Source organism: Halodesulfurarchaeum sp., assembly GCF_036626455.1.
Taxonomy (GTDB): domain Archaea; phylum Halobacteriota; class Halobacteria; order Halobacteriales; family Halobacteriaceae; genus Halodesulfurarchaeum.
In genome coordinates this window covers 35,472-48,812 of the sequence record NZ_JAZKRK010000002.1, presented here as the reverse complement: position 1 = coordinate 48,812, position 13,341 = coordinate 35,472, and the positions used below count along the sequence as shown (strand labels likewise).

Sequence of the window (13,341 nt, the reverse complement as noted above, 5' to 3'; positions counted from 1 at the left end):
ATGAGTCGGGCTGTCGTCTTCGACATGGATGGGGTGATCGTCGACACGGAACAGTACTGGGTCGAAGCCGAGCGAGATATTCTCGACACGGCGTTACCGGCGGGCCACGGCGTCGACCCCCACGAGATAACGGGCATCAACGTCCACGAGCAGTACGAAATCCTGGAAGCGAACCACGAATTGCAGGTTTCGCAGGAGGAGTATTTCGACCTCTTCGATTCGGAAGCCGAAGGCGTCTACGAACAGGCCGACCTTCTGACCGGGTTTCACGATCTCCTGGATCGGTTGGAAGACCGTGCGGTCCCGATCGGACTCGCCACCTCCTCCTATCCCCGCTGGATCGACATCGTTTTCGAAACCCACGATCTCGGGGATCGGTTCGAACACGTGTTGAGCGCGGCGAATCTCGATGGCCCTGGCAAACCCGAACCGTTGATCTACGAAACCATCGCAGAGCGTCTCGGCGTCTCAGGCGAGGAACTATTGGTTGTGGAAGACTCCGAGAATGGCATTGCGGCTGCCGCTGCGGCCGGTGCGTACACTATCGCATACGCGCCGCACGGAACAGCAGACGACACTGATCGGTCGCCAGCCGACGAAGTCCTCGGGAGTTCTGAAGAACTTCGTGAATCGATGTTGCAACCGTTCGAGTAAGGGTCCGACCGATCACCAGAACGCTTTGGTCCTGGCGTATTCCCGCTCACGTTCGAGAATGTCCCGATAGAAGTCCTGCTCGGATTCGCGGTGTTTGTTGATGATTCGGGCCGCGTTTTCCGGACCGACGCCACGGGCCGACAGTGCGATGACCGCCTGTTTTCCATGCCCCTGGACAAGGCTGGCGTTGCGATAGGCCCGCTTGGTCTGCTTGTTTTGGTCCTCGTCTTTGTCTTTGGCTCGTACCGCAGACACCACCTCTTCGGCGTACGGACTTAACGCCGCGATTTGGGTCGAGTCACAATGGGGGCACTGTGGCTGGTCCGGAACCCGATTCACGGACAGTTCTCGGTCGTACTCCAGACAGTGGAGACAGACCATTCGGACCCGGTCGTCTTGAATCCGGGTCCGCACGGTTTCGATCACACTTGCGTCGGCGTTTTCAGGTGTCAGGAGTTCCGAGCCGCTCTGCCGCCCGCCGGTGCCTATTGCAGTCCGTTCGCCGATCAGTTCGAGGTCAATAGCACCTGATTGGAGGGCTGCGAGGACGGTCCTTGCCCGTTCGACGTCGAGGGCCTCGTGAAAGACCTCTCGAACGGCCTCGTCGTAGATGGGGGTGTCTTCGAGCGCAGCCATCACCCGATTGAGCGAGACACCGTCGCCTCCCTTCCAGCGTTTCAGTGCACCGAATTTGGCGGCGACCTGCGAGAGCGTGAATTTCAGCGTCTCGGAGCCATCCAGACTCAATTCCAGAAGCGGTCCGACGTGCTCTGGTGCCGTCGAGTTGAGCACCTCCTGGACGTCGCTCGCTCGAATCCCTCGGGGAACGTCGAGTTCGACACGATAGGGATCGACCTCGAGTCCGACAGAGGAACCGGTTTGCTGCCCGAGCAACGCCGCGAGCAGCCGACCGATTGTCTCGTTGCCTTTGAGGCCGCCACAGACGTTTAGGACGACTGTCCCGCCCTGGGACTCGATGAGGAGGCGTGAGTCAGTTGGCAGTGGTGCTCCCGAGTCGACCTGGCGTTCGATTCGCTCGAGTGCTCGCTCGATTGTGTCTGTGGCGGCTGGATACCGGCCAGAAAGATCCGCGGCGACCGCTTCAGTCGGCGCTCCGGTTTCGAACTGGTCGGCGGCGCCCCCTCGCAACTCTCCGACCTCCTGGGCCACGTCGTAGGGGACCGGGATTTCCTGCCCGGTCCAGGAGGGGACTTCGCCTGACGGGTCCTCGATTGGGGACACCTCAACTCGCTCTTTGTCCTCGTCGATCTCGGAGATCCGCCACATGTCTCCCCGCTGGATGAACGAGGCTCCCGGTTCGGCGAAATTCACCACGAACCGTTCGTCCAGGGTGCCGACCTGGGTCCCACTAGCAATGTCGAAGACCTCGTAGGTCTCTTCGTCCGGAATCATCGACAGGTTTCGGTAGTAATACTTCCAGGTGCCACTGGACTTCTCCAACCGGTCTGCCTCCTCGTCGAGCCAGAGGATGTAATTCGAGTTGAGTTCGCGGATGACCGCTTTAAACGTCTCCTGCTCGAGGTCTCGGAACGGGTAGGCGTTCGTGAGGATTTCGTAGGCGCCACGGGCGGAGATTTCGCCGCCGTCCATCACGAGGCCGACCACTTGGTTGGCCACAACGTCCAGGCTCCCGTGATGGATTTCGGCCGGTTCGACGGCTCCTTCCCCAGCACGGCGAGCGATCGCGAGTGCTTCCAAGGTGTCATCCGGGTGCCCCGTGACGACCGTTCCGTAGGACACTGTATCGTGGCGGTGACCGGCCCGACCGACCCGCTGGAGTAGGCGTGCGACCTCTCTTGGGCTCGAATACTGGACGACGTGGTCGATCCGGCCCACGTCGATCCCCAACTCCATCGACGACGTACACAGGAGTGCGTCCAATTTACCGGCTTTGAACTGATCCTCGACCTCGATTCGGGACCCCTTTGCAAGCGACCCGTGGTGGACACCGATATTCGCGCCCATTTCTTTGAACCGCGAGCCCAGCGCTTCGGCGGTTTGGCGGGTGTTGACGAAAATCAAGGTCGAATCCTGGGACTCGACGATATTGGTGATGTACCTGAGATGGCTTGCAACAGCCGGGGTCGTCATCGCTTTGGAGGCCAATTCGTGGTCGGATTCGGTGATTTCTGGCTGGACGACCTCGACGTCGATCTTGCTGGCTACGTCGACGGACACGATCTCACACCCCCGTTCTCCCGTGAGGAACTTGCCGACTTCTCCCGGGTCCCCAACCGTCGCGGAGAGCCCAACTCGCTGAATCGGGCCGGCTACGTTCCGAAGCCGCTCCAGGGCGATTGTCAACTGCGCGCCGCGTTTCGCGGCGGCGAGTTCGTGGACTTCGTCGACGACGACGTAATCGACGTCCGCGAGTCCCTCGCGGAGTTTCGATCCGGTCAACATTGCCTGGACGGTTTCCGGCGTGGTCACCAGGACGTCAGGGGGATCATCGGCCTGTTTCCCTCGCTGGTATTGCGTCGTGTCTCCGTGGCGGACCTGCACGTTGAGATCGAGGACGTCGCCCCACCATTCGAGTCGGTCCCGCATGTCACGGTTGAGCGCCCGGAGTGGGGTGATATACAGCGCTCCAAACCCCTCGCGGGGTTCTTGCACCAGCATGTCGAAGATCGGCAGCATCGCTGTTTCGGTTTTGCCGGTCCCTGTCGGCGCGATCACGAGGGTGTGCTGCCCGGCCGCGATTGGCGGGATTGCACGGCGCTGGGGCTCTGTGGGAGTCGAAAACCCCCGTTCGGAGAGGGCCGCCCGGACGTCCTCCCCAAGGGCGGCAAAGGCGTCGGCGTGCCCCGTCTCGCTCATCACCGAGAATTACGTGACCGCCTGGTTAAGCCCGTTGTTCGCCAACCTCGCGGTGGCTGCGACCCCATTATATCGACTCGTATTGGCCCAGACGGGTCCCATCCAGCAAATAGGCCTGGGCTGACGGAGCGGCCGCTGGCAGGAACGGGGAGAGGAATTCCTGGCCGGCCACGTTCACCCAGGTACCACCTGCGAGTTCGTTGAAGGCGGGAAAGACGACCACTTCGTCGGGCCCCGTAATGTCCGTTCCGTGGTGGGCTTCGAACGGTGCGGGATCGCCGTCCCCCCGGAGCCAGACGCGCTCGATTCGGCTCCCACCGACTTCGTCTTCGAGACGTACGCAGGGATGTTCGTGGCCGATGGCGAGGACCGAGACGTCAAGCACGTCTGGATCGGGCCAGGTATGCCCGTGGGCGAAACCGATGTCGCCGATTCGAACGCCGGCCCCGTCTGTGACCGTGATGTCGAGGGCGTCTCCGAGTAGTCCGTCGTGGTTTCCCGGGACGAGGAGGACGTCATGGTTTCGGAGCGCATGCTCGATGTCCATGAGTTCCTCGAGTTCGGCCCCATCGGGGTGTCCAATGTGGTTTCCCAGGTCCCCGAGAAAGACGATTTGCGCTGGATCGACAGTATCGACGAGGTCGACCAGTCGCCCCCGGCGCTCCCGTGCCTGGCTATCCACTTCCACTCCTTCTCGACGGAAGTTGCGCTCGATGCCGGCATGGTAGTCAGCGACGATCAGGACTGGTCCGTTCGGCCCTGTCGCCACGGCGGCTGACTCACTCTCGAGTGGCTCGATTGCCGGCATTCAGATCGGCTTCAGGTCCTCCGCTCCCGATTCGAAGCATCGCCCGCCGAGGAGTGCGGCTTGGATGGCCTCCTCGATATCCCCTTCCTCGAGGCCGTGTCGGTTCTGGAGCGTTTCGATGAGCTTCGAACGTGGAACGCCAGCACCATCCCCCAGCTCCTGCAGTGTCTCGACGACGAGGTTCTGGAGTTCGCCCTCAGTGAACTCCTCGGCCCCGCTGTCTGCAGATTCGGCTGTTTCGCTTGTCGACTCCGTTTCCTCAGGAGCCGACTCGGTTTCCTCTGGCATCGACTCGGGCTCAGGTGGCGCACCCCCTTCGGGCTCGATGTCTTCTGTTTCCTCGGGACTGCCGATTTCCGTGCCGCTCTCGAAACCCACGTCGAAGTTTTCCTCGACCTCGGCCCGTTCCTCCTCTGAGAGTTCGTAGAGTTCCTCGGACTCCTCTGGTTCAGTTGCTGCCGGAGTTTCTACGGCTCCGTCCGGTTCACTTTCGGCCGGTGGCTCTCCGACCTCTTCCGATCCAATCTCGGGCCCAGCTTCCGCTGTTTGCTCAGGCTCGGGTTCGAGTGACGCCTCTTCGGTCGGTTGAGCCTCGGCCTCCGAGGCCTCCGAATCGGTAGGTGGGGATGCTTCTTCCGTCGTCGTTGTTTCACCAGCAATACTCTCTGCGGATGATTCTGCGTCGGCTTCTGTTTCCTCCGCAGACTCTTCTGATGGGGAAGACGGTTCCTCGTCTGGTTCGATGACTGCTGGGTCAGTTGAACCTGACTCCTCAGTCGGCTCTCCGGATTCGGCATCAGTGTTGGGTGCTTCTGCGGCGGTCGCGTCGAGTGAGATGTCTGCAAAGCCAGTCAGGACCGTCCCCGTTCCACCTTCAGGGGGCTCCATCGAAACTTCTCCAACTTCGTCTTTCTCACCGGAAATAACTCGAACAGCGTCGAGGGCCATCTCCTGCATAGCTGCCAAATACCCTGTGGTCGGTTCGTACTCTCGGATTGCGTGGGGTATCCCTGCTGCGAGACCTGATCCCACCCCAGACGCAGCGAGTCTGGACCGCAACCCATCGCCCCGCGCATCCACATCCAGGGCCATATCGAGAACCCCGGTCCGTTCAAGGGTGTGCAGGGCCGTCTGCACGACCCAACTGTCCCGTGTCTCGCTGTTCACTTCGTTCACGCGCTCGGGTCGGAGCGAGGTGAGGATGCGATCGGATCCTTCGGGTTCGAAAGTGCGGGCTTTGCCAGTAAGTGCTACGAAACTCGGCGATTCGGCCCGCTCGAAGAAGGCGAGTGCGTCGGGTTGGTATTGCCCCGCATAGAGGACGAACGCGCCCGTCGGGTCCACGATTCGGGCCCGGAGCACACCGTCACTCACTTCTTCGGTTTCGGTCAGCACACCGACGACGAACACGCGGTTGATTCTGGCGCCAGTCGGGGTGACGAGGTACTGGGGAGCTCTATCCTCGTCGCTTTCCGCGTAGCGATAGGTGGCGTCAGCGAACTCGTCGGCAAATACCCGATAGGCGACCTCGCGGGTGGGCGCGGCCCCACTCATCTGGGCCACACCTCCTCGATCAAGTCTGTAGCGCGCCGCGTCTGGAAATTTCTGTGAATCGGCCACTCGTTTGCTTCGAGCGGACCGATCCGAAATCGGTGGGGAGTCATCACCCTGGAATACTGCTGCCTTCGTGTAAAAGGGTGTGGACGGTCGTTTCCGGAACGAAAGTATTTCCAGGCCTGGCTTTGGAGGTTTGAGTATGCATGTGGCCGTCAACGCTGCAATGAGCGTCGACGGGAAGCTTGCCTCCCGGGAGCGCGAGCAACTGTCGATTAGCGGCCCGGAGGACTTTGATAGGGTCGAGGCCCTTCGAGCCGACTGTGATGCGATCATGGTCGGCGTGGGAACGGTTTTGGCCGATGACCCCTCACTGACGCTGGATGATGACTCCGCCAGTGCGAATCGTGAGGAACGTGGACAACAACCACAGCCGATTCGGGTTGTTGCTGATTCTCGGGCTAGAATACCACCAGACGCCAATGTTCTCGACGAGGGCGCCGACACAGTCGTGCTCGTGAGCGAAGCGGTTCCGACAGAACACGTCACGAGTCTCTCCTCAGTTGGGGCGACGATTATCGAAGCCGGGACGAGTCGTGTCGACCTTGAATCTGCCATTCGGGAACTGGCAGACCTGGGCGTTGAGAACCTCCTCGTGGAGGGCGGGGGTGAACTCATCTTCTCGCTATTCGAGGCGGACCTCGTCGACGAACTGTCCGTCTATATCGGCTCGCTTCTCATCGGTGGCCGGGACGCCCCGACGCTCGCCGATGGGTCCGGGTTCACGTCGGACTATCCGGAATTCGAACTGGTGTCAGTGCGTCGTCTCGGTGACGGCGTGTTACTCGAATACGAGACCGACTAAAATGTCGGTTAGTGGGAATGGCCGGTCGCGTCCGCATAGCTCACGCCGAATCGGTCCTCAAATATCTCCATCATGTCGCTTTCGATGGCCTCGATTTCGTCCATGTCTTCGCCCTCGCTGTGATGGGCGAGTGCGTGGGCCCGTTCGGTGAAGGCCATGAGGAGCATGTCACTCGCGATCTGGGCGTCGGTTTCGTCAGGTTCCTCGCGATAGAGTTCGAGGATCTCCGTGGGCAGTTCGAATTCGTCAGCAGCAGTGTCAGTTTCGACCGAAACCCGAATGGTGTCAACCATAGACCAGTTAGGCCGAGGCTCCTTGTAAAAGTGCGCATTGAACATTCCAGAAGCCCGCAGCCTCAGTCGTCAGCCGGCGCGGGCTCGGGGCTATCGATCGCGTCTGGACCGCCACTGGCAAGCCATTCGTCGGCGTCGATCGCTGCTTGACTGCCCATTCCTGCTGCAGTGACCGCCTGCTGATAGTGGTAATCGACGACGTCACCGGCCCCAAAGATGCCCTCGACGTCGGTTTTCGTCTGCTCTCCCCCACGACCGCCGTGGGTAATGAGGTATCCGTCCTCGTCCAGTTCGACGCCCGTCTCTTCGAAATATGCCGTGTTCGGCGTATGTCCGATCGCCAGGAACACCGCCCCGACATCCATGGTATCTTCTTCGACAGATTTGTCGCCGCCATCGAGTTTCGCTTTTGGATGGCCGTCCGGATGTGAGACCAGATGCACGTGATCGATGCCGTCCTCCGGTGTCCCGTGGATCTTGGTCATCTCGGTATTCCGCACGATCTCGATGTCGCCCGACTCCACGTTTTCCATCGTTCGATCGACCCAGAAGTCCTCGGCGCGGAACTCCTCCCGACGGTGGACCAGGTAAACCGTGTCCGCGAACTTCGTGAGGAAATCCGCCTCTTCCATGGCGGCGTCACCTCCGCCGACCACGATCATGTTTTCGTCTCGGAAAAAGGGACCATCACAGGTCGCACACGTCGAAACGCCATATCCCATCAACTCGTCTTCGCCCGGGATGCCAAGGGTTCGAGCGCTCGCACCACTCGCTGCAATAACCGCATTAGCCGTGTACACCGTTCCGTTCGACAACGTGATTTCGAAGGGATATACCGAATCATCGACTGACTCGACGATCCCATGCTCGATTTCGGCGCCGAACTTCTGGGCCTGGGACCGCATCCGGTTGATGAGTTCCGAGCCGTTGATACCGTCAGGGAAGCCCGGATAGTTGTCCACGTCTGTCGTGAGTGTCAACTGGCCACCGGGTTCGTCCCCTTCGATGAGGAGTGGATCGTTGTTCGAGCGACCCGCATAGATAGCCGCTGTCAGGGCCGCAATGCCTGAACCGACGATGGTGAGTCGCCGATGATCGGCAGCCGACCCTCCCGATTCGTCGCCCAGCGAACTCGTGTCTGCTTGCGGAGTGTCCATACCCAACAGAAGTGACTGTAACGCCTATTTACCTTGCGCCATCGGTTATCCGGCTGGGAAATCATATGGGCCCGTTTGAGCGATGAAACCGCTGTCCGGCAGGTTTAGGCCGGTTCCCCACCAGGCTCGAACCATGCCTGCAGACCTTCAGGAGAAAACCGGTCGATACGAATCGTTACTTGCTGCTGCGCTCGACACGGCTGAACCGACCCCCGATCCGAACTCCCCCCTTGGGACCGTTGCCAGCGAGTTCGAAGAAATGGCCCGTTCGTATCTGAATGATGGGAGACATTTTCGGTCGGAAGACGATCCGGTCAATGCGCTTGCCGCCTTCTCGTACGGACATGCGTGGCTCGATGCAGGTGCTCGCATGGGAGTGTTCTCCGTCCCGGACGGAAGCGAACTGTTTACGGTCACAAGGGGGTCAGAATGACCGGGATTTGGGCTTCGGCGGAACGTGCGTTTTTTAACTGTCACCGCTGTACTCAGTAATACTACTATGCCGTCATCCAACGGACCCCTCGAAGGCACACGCAAGAAACTCTCCAATGATCCACGGGACCGAGGCACCTCTCCACCCCAACGATCGGTCGAGGAATTCGACATCGGCGAGAGTGTTCACCTCCACATCGATCCGAGCATTCCCGACGGCCGTTTCCATGCCCGCTTCAACGGTCACACGGGCGAAGTTACCGGTATGCAGGGGACGGCGTACAAGGTCCAGATCAACGACGGGGGCAAGGACAAGACCCTGCTCGCCGGCCCAGCCCACCTCCACGAACAGCAGGACTGACATGAGCCTGTTCAAGGAGACCCTCGACGAGGAACTTCTCACCGTTCCGGAAGCCAAGGAACTCCTCGCTGGTGTTGAGACCGAACGGGCGGCCGAAGAGGACCGCGAACTCCGCTACGAACTCGCCCGCGCGATCGACCACGTCAACCGCTTTGCAGTCCTCGACGTTGAGGAATCCCTGGAACTGGTCGACGAACTCGAAGCTCTCGAGAACGTTGATGAACCCGTTGCGTACAAGATCGCCAATCTTCTCCCCAGGTCACGGACGGAACTCCGGGCCGTCTTCGCCCAGGAGCGCTATGCGCTTGATGGTGAGGAACTTGACGAGATCCTCGACATCGTCTCGAAATACGCCTGATCGGCCGGGGACATGGGTCGGTTTGCAGGTTTTGTGCTTGAATGGGACCACCGTTTAAGTGAGCGCTTCACGTAGGCGGTGTTATGACCGAGGACACCGGCGAGTCGGAAGACACGTACGGGGTCGTCCTGGATGTGCTTCCACACGGACGCAGTGATGCGGACGAGCCACAATACCGACGGTCGCCGGTGATTTACGCGGCCGGAAACGACCACTTTTCGCTGTACGAGCTGACCATTGCTGACGACGCCGACATCTCCATCGGTGATCAGATCAAGATTCGACCGGATTTCGAACCGGGGATAGAGCGAGGCCGACAGATCGAATACGAGGCCCTCTCGGACGGGGCTCAGTCGGAACTCGAATACGTCATCGAGGAGATCGTCGAGGCCCAGGAGTCCCAATTCGTGGACTTCTTCAACGAGGCCCAACCGGTGAGTCTCCGTCTCCACCAACTCAACCTCCTACCCGGAATCGGTGACAAACTGCGAGACAACATTCTCGATCAGCGAAAACGGGGCCCGTTCGATTCGTTTGACGAACTCGAAGAGCGCGTGTCCGGGTTACACGATCCGGAGTCGATCGTCGTGGACCGCATTAGCGCCGAGGTCAAAGGCGACGAGGATCTGAAGTACGATATTTTCGCTACCTCGTAAGGGGTAAACTCCTCGGTGGGCAAGTTCCGTCAATGACCCCTCGCGATCCGGACCGGTTGGCGACGGCTGCTGGCCGTGGTGACGCCGACCGCGACCAGCACTTTCTCGTCGACGACCGCGTCCTGGACCGGATTCCGGAGTACGCATCTGATTTTGACATCGAGCACGTCCTCGAAATCGGGCCAGGAGCCGGTGCCTTAACCGACCGATTGCTGTCAGTTGCGGACCACGTGACAGCCATCGAGCGGGACTCGGGTCTCGTCGCGTTTTTGACCCAGGAGTTTTACGGGGCAATCGACCGCGGAGCGCTCACCGTCACGGAGGGAGATGCCCTCGAGGAGCCGTTCCCCGACTATTCGATCTGCATATCGAACCTACCGTATGGCATTTCGACGGAGGTCACATTTCGACTCCTTCGCCAGCAGCAACCAGCCCTCTTGATGTTTCAGGCGGAGGTGGCTGACAGATTGGCCGCCCAGCCAGGGACGAGTGAATACGGTCGGTTGTCAGTCGGGGCCCAGCATTACGCGGGCGTGGAGATCGTCGAACCCGTGCCACCGGAGGCGTTCGAACCCCAACCGGCAGTCGACAGCGCATTGGTACTGCTCACGCCACGGGAGCCAGCGTACGAAGTTCCAGACGACGAGGCCTTTCTCGAACTCGTGAAGGCCCTGTTCACCCAGCGGCGGAAGACGGTGCGAAACGCGATTCGGAATACGGTCCATATCTCGGGGATCGAGGAACCGGACGTGCTCATCGACGTGCTTCCAGACGCCATTCCGGCGAAACGTCCGGACGCGCTCACTCCGTCCGAATTCGCTGAAATTGCGGTTACAGCCGCCGAGATCGATGGGTGAGTTGGCCGACCGTCGTGGACTCGAGACCGAGGTGTACGAACCGGCCGAGGATTCACGACTCCTGCTCGAGGCGACGGCCTCCGAAATCAGGGACTCGGACCGAGTGCTCGAAGTTGGGACTGGGTCGGGTTACGTGGCGAGCGAACTTCTCTCGGAAACCGACCCAATTGTCATCGGCTCTGATATTAATCCACATGCCTGTCGTCGAGCCCAAGAGCGTGGCGTCGAGTCGGTCCAGGCTGACCTGGTTCGCCCGTTTCGTGACACGGTTTTTGATGTCGTGTTGTTCAATCCACCCTACCTTCCACGCGTCGAGGCCGCCGAGATGGATGATTGGATGGAGGAAGCGTTGACTGGTGGCGAGACTGGTCGGGCCGTAATCGAGCCTTTCATCGAGTCTGTCGGTCGCGTTTTGGCCCCTGGGGGGTCCGTGTATCTGGTGGTGAGTACCCTTACAGGTGTTGACGAAGTGCGAGAGACGGCTGGGGCGGTCGGATTGCAGGCAGAGACTGTTCGAGAGGAGTCGTATCCGTTCGAGAAACTGCTTGTACTCCACCTGAGTCCAGGTGGATGAAATTTTGGTAGCGCTGCGGTCTCCTCAGCGTCCGTTTCATCCGTGTCGTTCTCTCAGTGACTCTGTTGCTGCTACCACCGTCTCGTATTCGGAGTCGCTGTAGGCGATGAACCGGACGTCCTGCAGCACGTCAGGTTCGAAGGCAGCAATTGTCGAGCCGATAATTTCTGCTCCGTCCCTCAGCGGAAAACCGGCAACACCACAGCCGAGGGCCGGGATACCCATCGACTCACACCCCAACTTCTCGGCCCGTTCGAGTGCGTTTCGGGTTGCAGATTCGATGCTTTCCGCGGTCGCCTGCCCGTCACCGTAATGTGGCATCGCGGCTGCGTGGATGACGTATTCGGCGTCAAGATCGAAGGCATCTGTCACTGCAACCGCGCCGAGTTCGATCGGCCCCGTCTCCATTGCGGCATCGTTGATCGGGCCGTTGGCCCTGCGACGCAGTGCTCCCGCGACACCAGACCCCATCCGAAGGCTCGTTCCGGCGGCATTGACGAGACAGTCCGCGGTCTGTTCGGCGATGTCTCCCTGAATGACCTCGAACTGCATACGACAGGCTACGTGTCCGATCGCAAAACGACTTGGGCAAATACGCCTGAATCGCTACTCGTACAGCCAGGGTTCGTCGATCCGCTCGTAGTCTTCGAGCTCCGAGTCCTCGAAGAAGAGCTTTATTTCGCGCTCGGCGGAGCCTGGTTCGGTGTCCGAGCCGTGGACGACGTTCCGGCCCATGTCGAGGCCAAAGTCACCGCGAATGGTCCCCGGGTCGGAGTCGGCGGGATCGGTCGCGCCCATCATCGTTCGGACCTGAGCAATTGCGTCCTGTCCTTCCCAGACCATCGCGAAAACGGGCCTGGAGGTGATGAAGTCCGTGAGGTCCTCGAAGAACGGTTTGTCCGTGTGTTCCGCGTAATGGTCCTCGGCGAGTTCCCGATCGATCTGCATCAGTTTCGCGCCAACGAGTTTGAGACCGCGGTCCTCGAATCTGGACACGATCTCACCGATGAGCCCACGCTGGACGCCATCGGGTTTGACCATCACGAAGGTCCGTTCCATCATCACTCACTGCCTCGCCCGGCCCACTCCTGATCGCGGGACTCTCGTCCCATTCCGGCGTTTTTCTCGCATTTCGAGGAGCAGAAGTACATCGTGTCGCCGTTCTTCTTTACATACAGCGTCCCCGTTCCCTGATCGATTTCTGTCCCGCAGTAATCGCAGGTTCGTGTCTGTGGCATTATTGACCACCGATCGAGTCGGCTTCGCGAGCCGTTTCGCGGAGTTGCAACACGTCCCCGACTCGCACGGGGCCGAGGGCGTTCCGCGTGATGATTCGGCCCTGGTTTGAGCCTTCCTTGATTCGACACTTGACCTGCATGGCCTCGCCGTGCATGCCGGTCTTCCCGACGATTTCGATGACCTCGGCGGGTGTCGAGCCTTCAGTCGATTCCTCTGCGCTCATCGCTATTGAAGATCCTCGATTTTGGTTGCGATGTCCTCGACGTCGGACTCCGCCTCGCCGGAGTCAGTGATGGCGGCGGCAGCACTGCCAACGTCCAGGCCACAGGCGTGACCAATGTCGTCCTGGGTGTCGACGAAGACACACGAAATCCCCTTCTCGTCTGCGAGTTCGGGGAGATGCATGACGATTTCCTCCGGGGTAACGTCCTTGGCCACGAAGACGAGCGAAGCGTTCCCTCGTTCGACGGCTTTGGTCGTCTCGTTCGTTCCTTTCTTGATTCGTCCTGTATCTCTGGCGACCTCGAGGGATTCGAGTGATCGGTCCTGGAGGTCACTTGGTACGTCGTAGTCCACGTATACTGGCATGATGTATCACCGCTTCCCACAGAGGGGCTTTCGCTCCCCCGCCGACCGTTCCTAAGGCTGGAAGCATCATCGTCCCCTGTGAGGCGTATTCCAGAGTGGGCACCCCG

At 60.2% G+C, this 13,341-nt stretch carries 18 protein-coding genes; 8 read left to right on the top strand and 10 right to left on the bottom strand.

What is annotated here, in order from left to right:
* Complete coding sequence (locus V5A26_RS01030; RefSeq protein WP_332320477.1) at nt 1–654, top strand: HAD family hydrolase; 654 nt, start codon at nt 1–3, stop codon at nt 652–654.
* 12 nt (nt 655–666) lie between these two features.
* Here the strand turns inward: V5A26_RS01030 and V5A26_RS01025 are convergent, their stop codons facing one another.
* From V5A26_RS01025 to V5A26_RS01015, 3 genes are all read right to left on the bottom strand, one after another.
* Nucleotides 667–3,492 (bottom strand): DEAD/DEAH box helicase, encoded by a 2,826-nt coding sequence (locus V5A26_RS01025; protein ID WP_332322170.1) that lies wholly within the window; start codon nt 3,490–3,492, stop codon nt 667–669.
* 67 nt (nt 3,493–3,559) lie between these two features.
* Nucleotides 3,560–4,300 carry a metallophosphoesterase gene (locus tag V5A26_RS01020; protein WP_332320479.1) on the bottom strand — a complete coding sequence of 247 codons (741 nt, stop codon included), beginning with the start codon at nt 4,298–4,300 and terminating at the stop codon, nt 3,560–3,562.
* Nucleotides 4,301–5,854 carry an RPA family protein gene (locus tag V5A26_RS01015; protein WP_332320480.1) on the bottom strand — a complete coding sequence of 518 codons (1,554 nt, stop codon included), beginning with the start codon at nt 5,852–5,854 and terminating at the stop codon, nt 4,301–4,303.
* A gap of 202 nt (nt 5,855–6,056) precedes the next feature.
* On the opposite strand from V5A26_RS01015, the gene V5A26_RS01010 reads away from it, so the two are divergent.
* Entirely contained in the window at nt 6,057–6,719 is a 663-nt protein-coding gene (locus V5A26_RS01010) for a 2,5-diamino-6-(ribosylamino)-4(3H)-pyrimidinone 5'-phosphate reductase (RefSeq protein WP_332320481.1), read from the top strand.
* Between the two features lie 8 nt (nt 6,720–6,727).
* Here V5A26_RS01010 and V5A26_RS01005 read toward each other — a convergent pair whose 3' ends face one another.
* Together V5A26_RS01005 and V5A26_RS01000 are read right to left on the bottom strand one after the other, a co-directional pair.
* Nucleotides 6,728–7,012: a DUF7545 family protein gene (locus V5A26_RS01005; protein WP_332320482.1), complete on the bottom strand. Its 285-nt coding sequence runs from the start codon at nt 7,010–7,012 to the stop codon at nt 6,728–6,730.
* A gap of 62 nt (nt 7,013–7,074) precedes the next feature.
* Complete coding sequence (locus tag V5A26_RS01000) at nt 7,075–8,169, bottom strand: NAD(P)/FAD-dependent oxidoreductase (RefSeq protein ID WP_332320483.1); 1,095 nt, start codon at nt 8,167–8,169, stop codon at nt 7,075–7,077.
* A 133-nt stretch (nt 8,170–8,302) separates the two neighbouring features.
* Here V5A26_RS01000 and V5A26_RS00995 point away from each other — a divergent pair, with 133 nt between their 5' ends.
* The 6 genes from V5A26_RS00995 to V5A26_RS00970 all read left to right on the top strand — a co-directional run bounded on the left by V5A26_RS00995 (nt 8,303) and on the right by V5A26_RS00970 (nt 11,407).
* Nucleotides 8,303–8,602 carry a DUF357 domain-containing protein gene (locus tag V5A26_RS00995; protein WP_332320484.1) on the top strand — a complete coding sequence of 100 codons (300 nt, stop codon included), beginning with the start codon at nt 8,303–8,305 and terminating at the stop codon, nt 8,600–8,602.
* Nucleotides 8,603–8,668: 66 nt separating this feature from the next.
* Entirely contained in the window at nt 8,669–8,962 is a 294-nt protein-coding gene (locus V5A26_RS00990) for a 50S ribosomal protein L21e (protein ID WP_332320485.1), read from the top strand.
* Nucleotide 8,963: 1 nt separating this feature from the next.
* Nucleotides 8,964–9,320, top strand: coding sequence for an RNA polymerase Rpb4 family protein (locus tag V5A26_RS00985; RefSeq protein ID WP_332320486.1), 357 nt, complete (start codon nt 8,964–8,966; stop codon nt 9,318–9,320).
* Between the two features lie 83 nt (nt 9,321–9,403).
* Nucleotides 9,404–9,976, top strand: coding sequence for a DUF655 domain-containing protein (locus tag V5A26_RS00980; RefSeq protein WP_332320487.1), 573 nt, complete (start codon nt 9,404–9,406; stop codon nt 9,974–9,976).
* A gap of 32 nt (nt 9,977–10,008) precedes the next feature.
* The gene (gene rsmA, locus V5A26_RS00975; protein WP_332320488.1) at nt 10,009–10,833 is read left to right on the top strand and encodes a 16S rRNA (adenine(1518)-N(6)/adenine(1519)-N(6))-dimethyltransferase RsmA; all 825 of its coding nucleotides are present in this window, start codon (nt 10,009–10,011) and stop codon (nt 10,831–10,833) included.
* The gene (locus V5A26_RS00970; protein ID WP_332320489.1) at nt 10,826–11,407 is read left to right on the top strand and encodes a HemK2/MTQ2 family protein methyltransferase; all 582 of its coding nucleotides are present in this window, start codon (nt 10,826–10,828) and stop codon (nt 11,405–11,407) included. The genes rsmA and V5A26_RS00970 overlap by 8 nt, the downstream gene beginning before the upstream one ends.
* A gap of 36 nt (nt 11,408–11,443) precedes the next feature.
* Here the strand turns inward: V5A26_RS00970 and V5A26_RS00965 are convergent, their stop codons facing one another.
* Genes V5A26_RS00965 through rpl7ae form a run of 5 tightly spaced genes read right to left on the bottom strand, consistent with a single transcriptional unit; the run spans nt 11,444 to nt 13,234 of the window.
* Nucleotides 11,444–11,959: a macro domain-containing protein gene (locus V5A26_RS00965; RefSeq protein ID WP_332320490.1), complete on the bottom strand. Its 516-nt coding sequence runs from the start codon at nt 11,957–11,959 to the stop codon at nt 11,444–11,446.
* Between the two features lie 54 nt (nt 11,960–12,013).
* On the bottom strand, nt 12,014–12,469 hold the full coding sequence (gene ndk, locus V5A26_RS00960; RefSeq protein WP_332322169.1) for a nucleoside-diphosphate kinase: 456 nt from the start codon (nt 12,467–12,469) through the stop codon (nt 12,014–12,016).
* Entirely contained in the window at nt 12,469–12,645 is a 177-nt protein-coding gene (locus V5A26_RS00955; RefSeq protein WP_442908734.1) for a 50S ribosomal protein L24e, read from the bottom strand. The genes ndk and V5A26_RS00955 overlap by 1 nt, the downstream gene beginning before the upstream one ends.
* On the bottom strand, nt 12,645–12,869 hold the full coding sequence (locus V5A26_RS00950; protein ID WP_070364683.1) for a 30S ribosomal protein S28e: 225 nt from the start codon (nt 12,867–12,869) through the stop codon (nt 12,645–12,647). The genes V5A26_RS00955 and V5A26_RS00950 overlap by 1 nt, the downstream gene beginning before the upstream one ends.
* A gap of 2 nt (nt 12,870–12,871) precedes the next feature.
* Nucleotides 12,872–13,234, bottom strand: a complete 363-nt coding sequence (gene rpl7ae, locus V5A26_RS00945) for a 50S ribosomal protein L7Ae (RefSeq protein ID WP_332320492.1) — start codon at nt 13,232–13,234, stop codon at nt 12,872–12,874.
* Between the last annotated feature and the right edge of the window lie 107 nt (nt 13,235–13,341).

Coding starts and splice junctions, on each gene's coding strand:
- V5A26_RS01030 (WP_332320477.1), top strand. CDS start 1: ATGAGTCGGGCTGTCGTCTTCGACATGGATGGGGTGATCGTCGACACG.
- V5A26_RS01025 (WP_332322170.1), bottom strand. CDS start 3,492: ATGAGCGAGACGGGGCACGCCGACGCCTTTGCCGCCCTTGGGGAGGAC.
- V5A26_RS01020 (WP_332320479.1), bottom strand. CDS start 4,300: ATGCCGGCAATCGAGCCACTCGAGAGTGAGTCAGCCGCCGTGGCGACA.
- V5A26_RS01015 (WP_332320480.1), bottom strand. CDS start 5,854: ATGAGTGGGGCCGCGCCCACCCGCGAGGTCGCCTATCGGGTATTTGCC.
- V5A26_RS01010 (WP_332320481.1), top strand. CDS start 6,057: ATGCATGTGGCCGTCAACGCTGCAATGAGCGTCGACGGGAAGCTTGCC.
- V5A26_RS01005 (WP_332320482.1), bottom strand. CDS start 7,012: ATGGTTGACACCATTCGGGTTTCGGTCGAAACTGACACTGCTGCTGAC.
- V5A26_RS01000 (WP_332320483.1), bottom strand. CDS start 8,169: ATGGACACTCCGCAAGCAGACACGAGTTCGCTGGGCGACGAATCGGGA.
- V5A26_RS00995 (WP_332320484.1), top strand. CDS start 8,303: ATGCCTGCAGACCTTCAGGAGAAAACCGGTCGATACGAATCGTTACTT.
- V5A26_RS00990 (WP_332320485.1), top strand. CDS start 8,669: ATGCCGTCATCCAACGGACCCCTCGAAGGCACACGCAAGAAACTCTCC.
- V5A26_RS00985 (WP_332320486.1), top strand. CDS start 8,964: ATGAGCCTGTTCAAGGAGACCCTCGACGAGGAACTTCTCACCGTTCCG.
- V5A26_RS00980 (WP_332320487.1), top strand. CDS start 9,404: ATGACCGAGGACACCGGCGAGTCGGAAGACACGTACGGGGTCGTCCTG.
- rsmA (WP_332320488.1), top strand. CDS start 10,009: ATGACCCCTCGCGATCCGGACCGGTTGGCGACGGCTGCTGGCCGTGGT.
- V5A26_RS00970 (WP_332320489.1), top strand. CDS start 10,826: ATGGGTGAGTTGGCCGACCGTCGTGGACTCGAGACCGAGGTGTACGAA.
- V5A26_RS00965 (WP_332320490.1), bottom strand. CDS start 11,959: ATGCAGTTCGAGGTCATTCAGGGAGACATCGCCGAACAGACCGCGGAC.
- ndk (WP_332322169.1), bottom strand. CDS start 12,469: ATGATGGAACGGACCTTCGTGATGGTCAAACCCGATGGCGTCCAGCGT.
- V5A26_RS00955 (WP_442908734.1), bottom strand. CDS start 12,645: ATGCCACAGACACGAACCTGCGATTACTGCGGGACAGAAATCGATCAG.
- V5A26_RS00950 (WP_070364683.1), bottom strand. CDS start 12,869: ATGAGCGCAGAGGAATCGACTGAAGGCTCGACACCCGCCGAGGTCATC.
- rpl7ae (WP_332320492.1), bottom strand. CDS start 13,234: ATGCCAGTATACGTGGACTACGACGTACCAAGTGACCTCCAGGACCGA.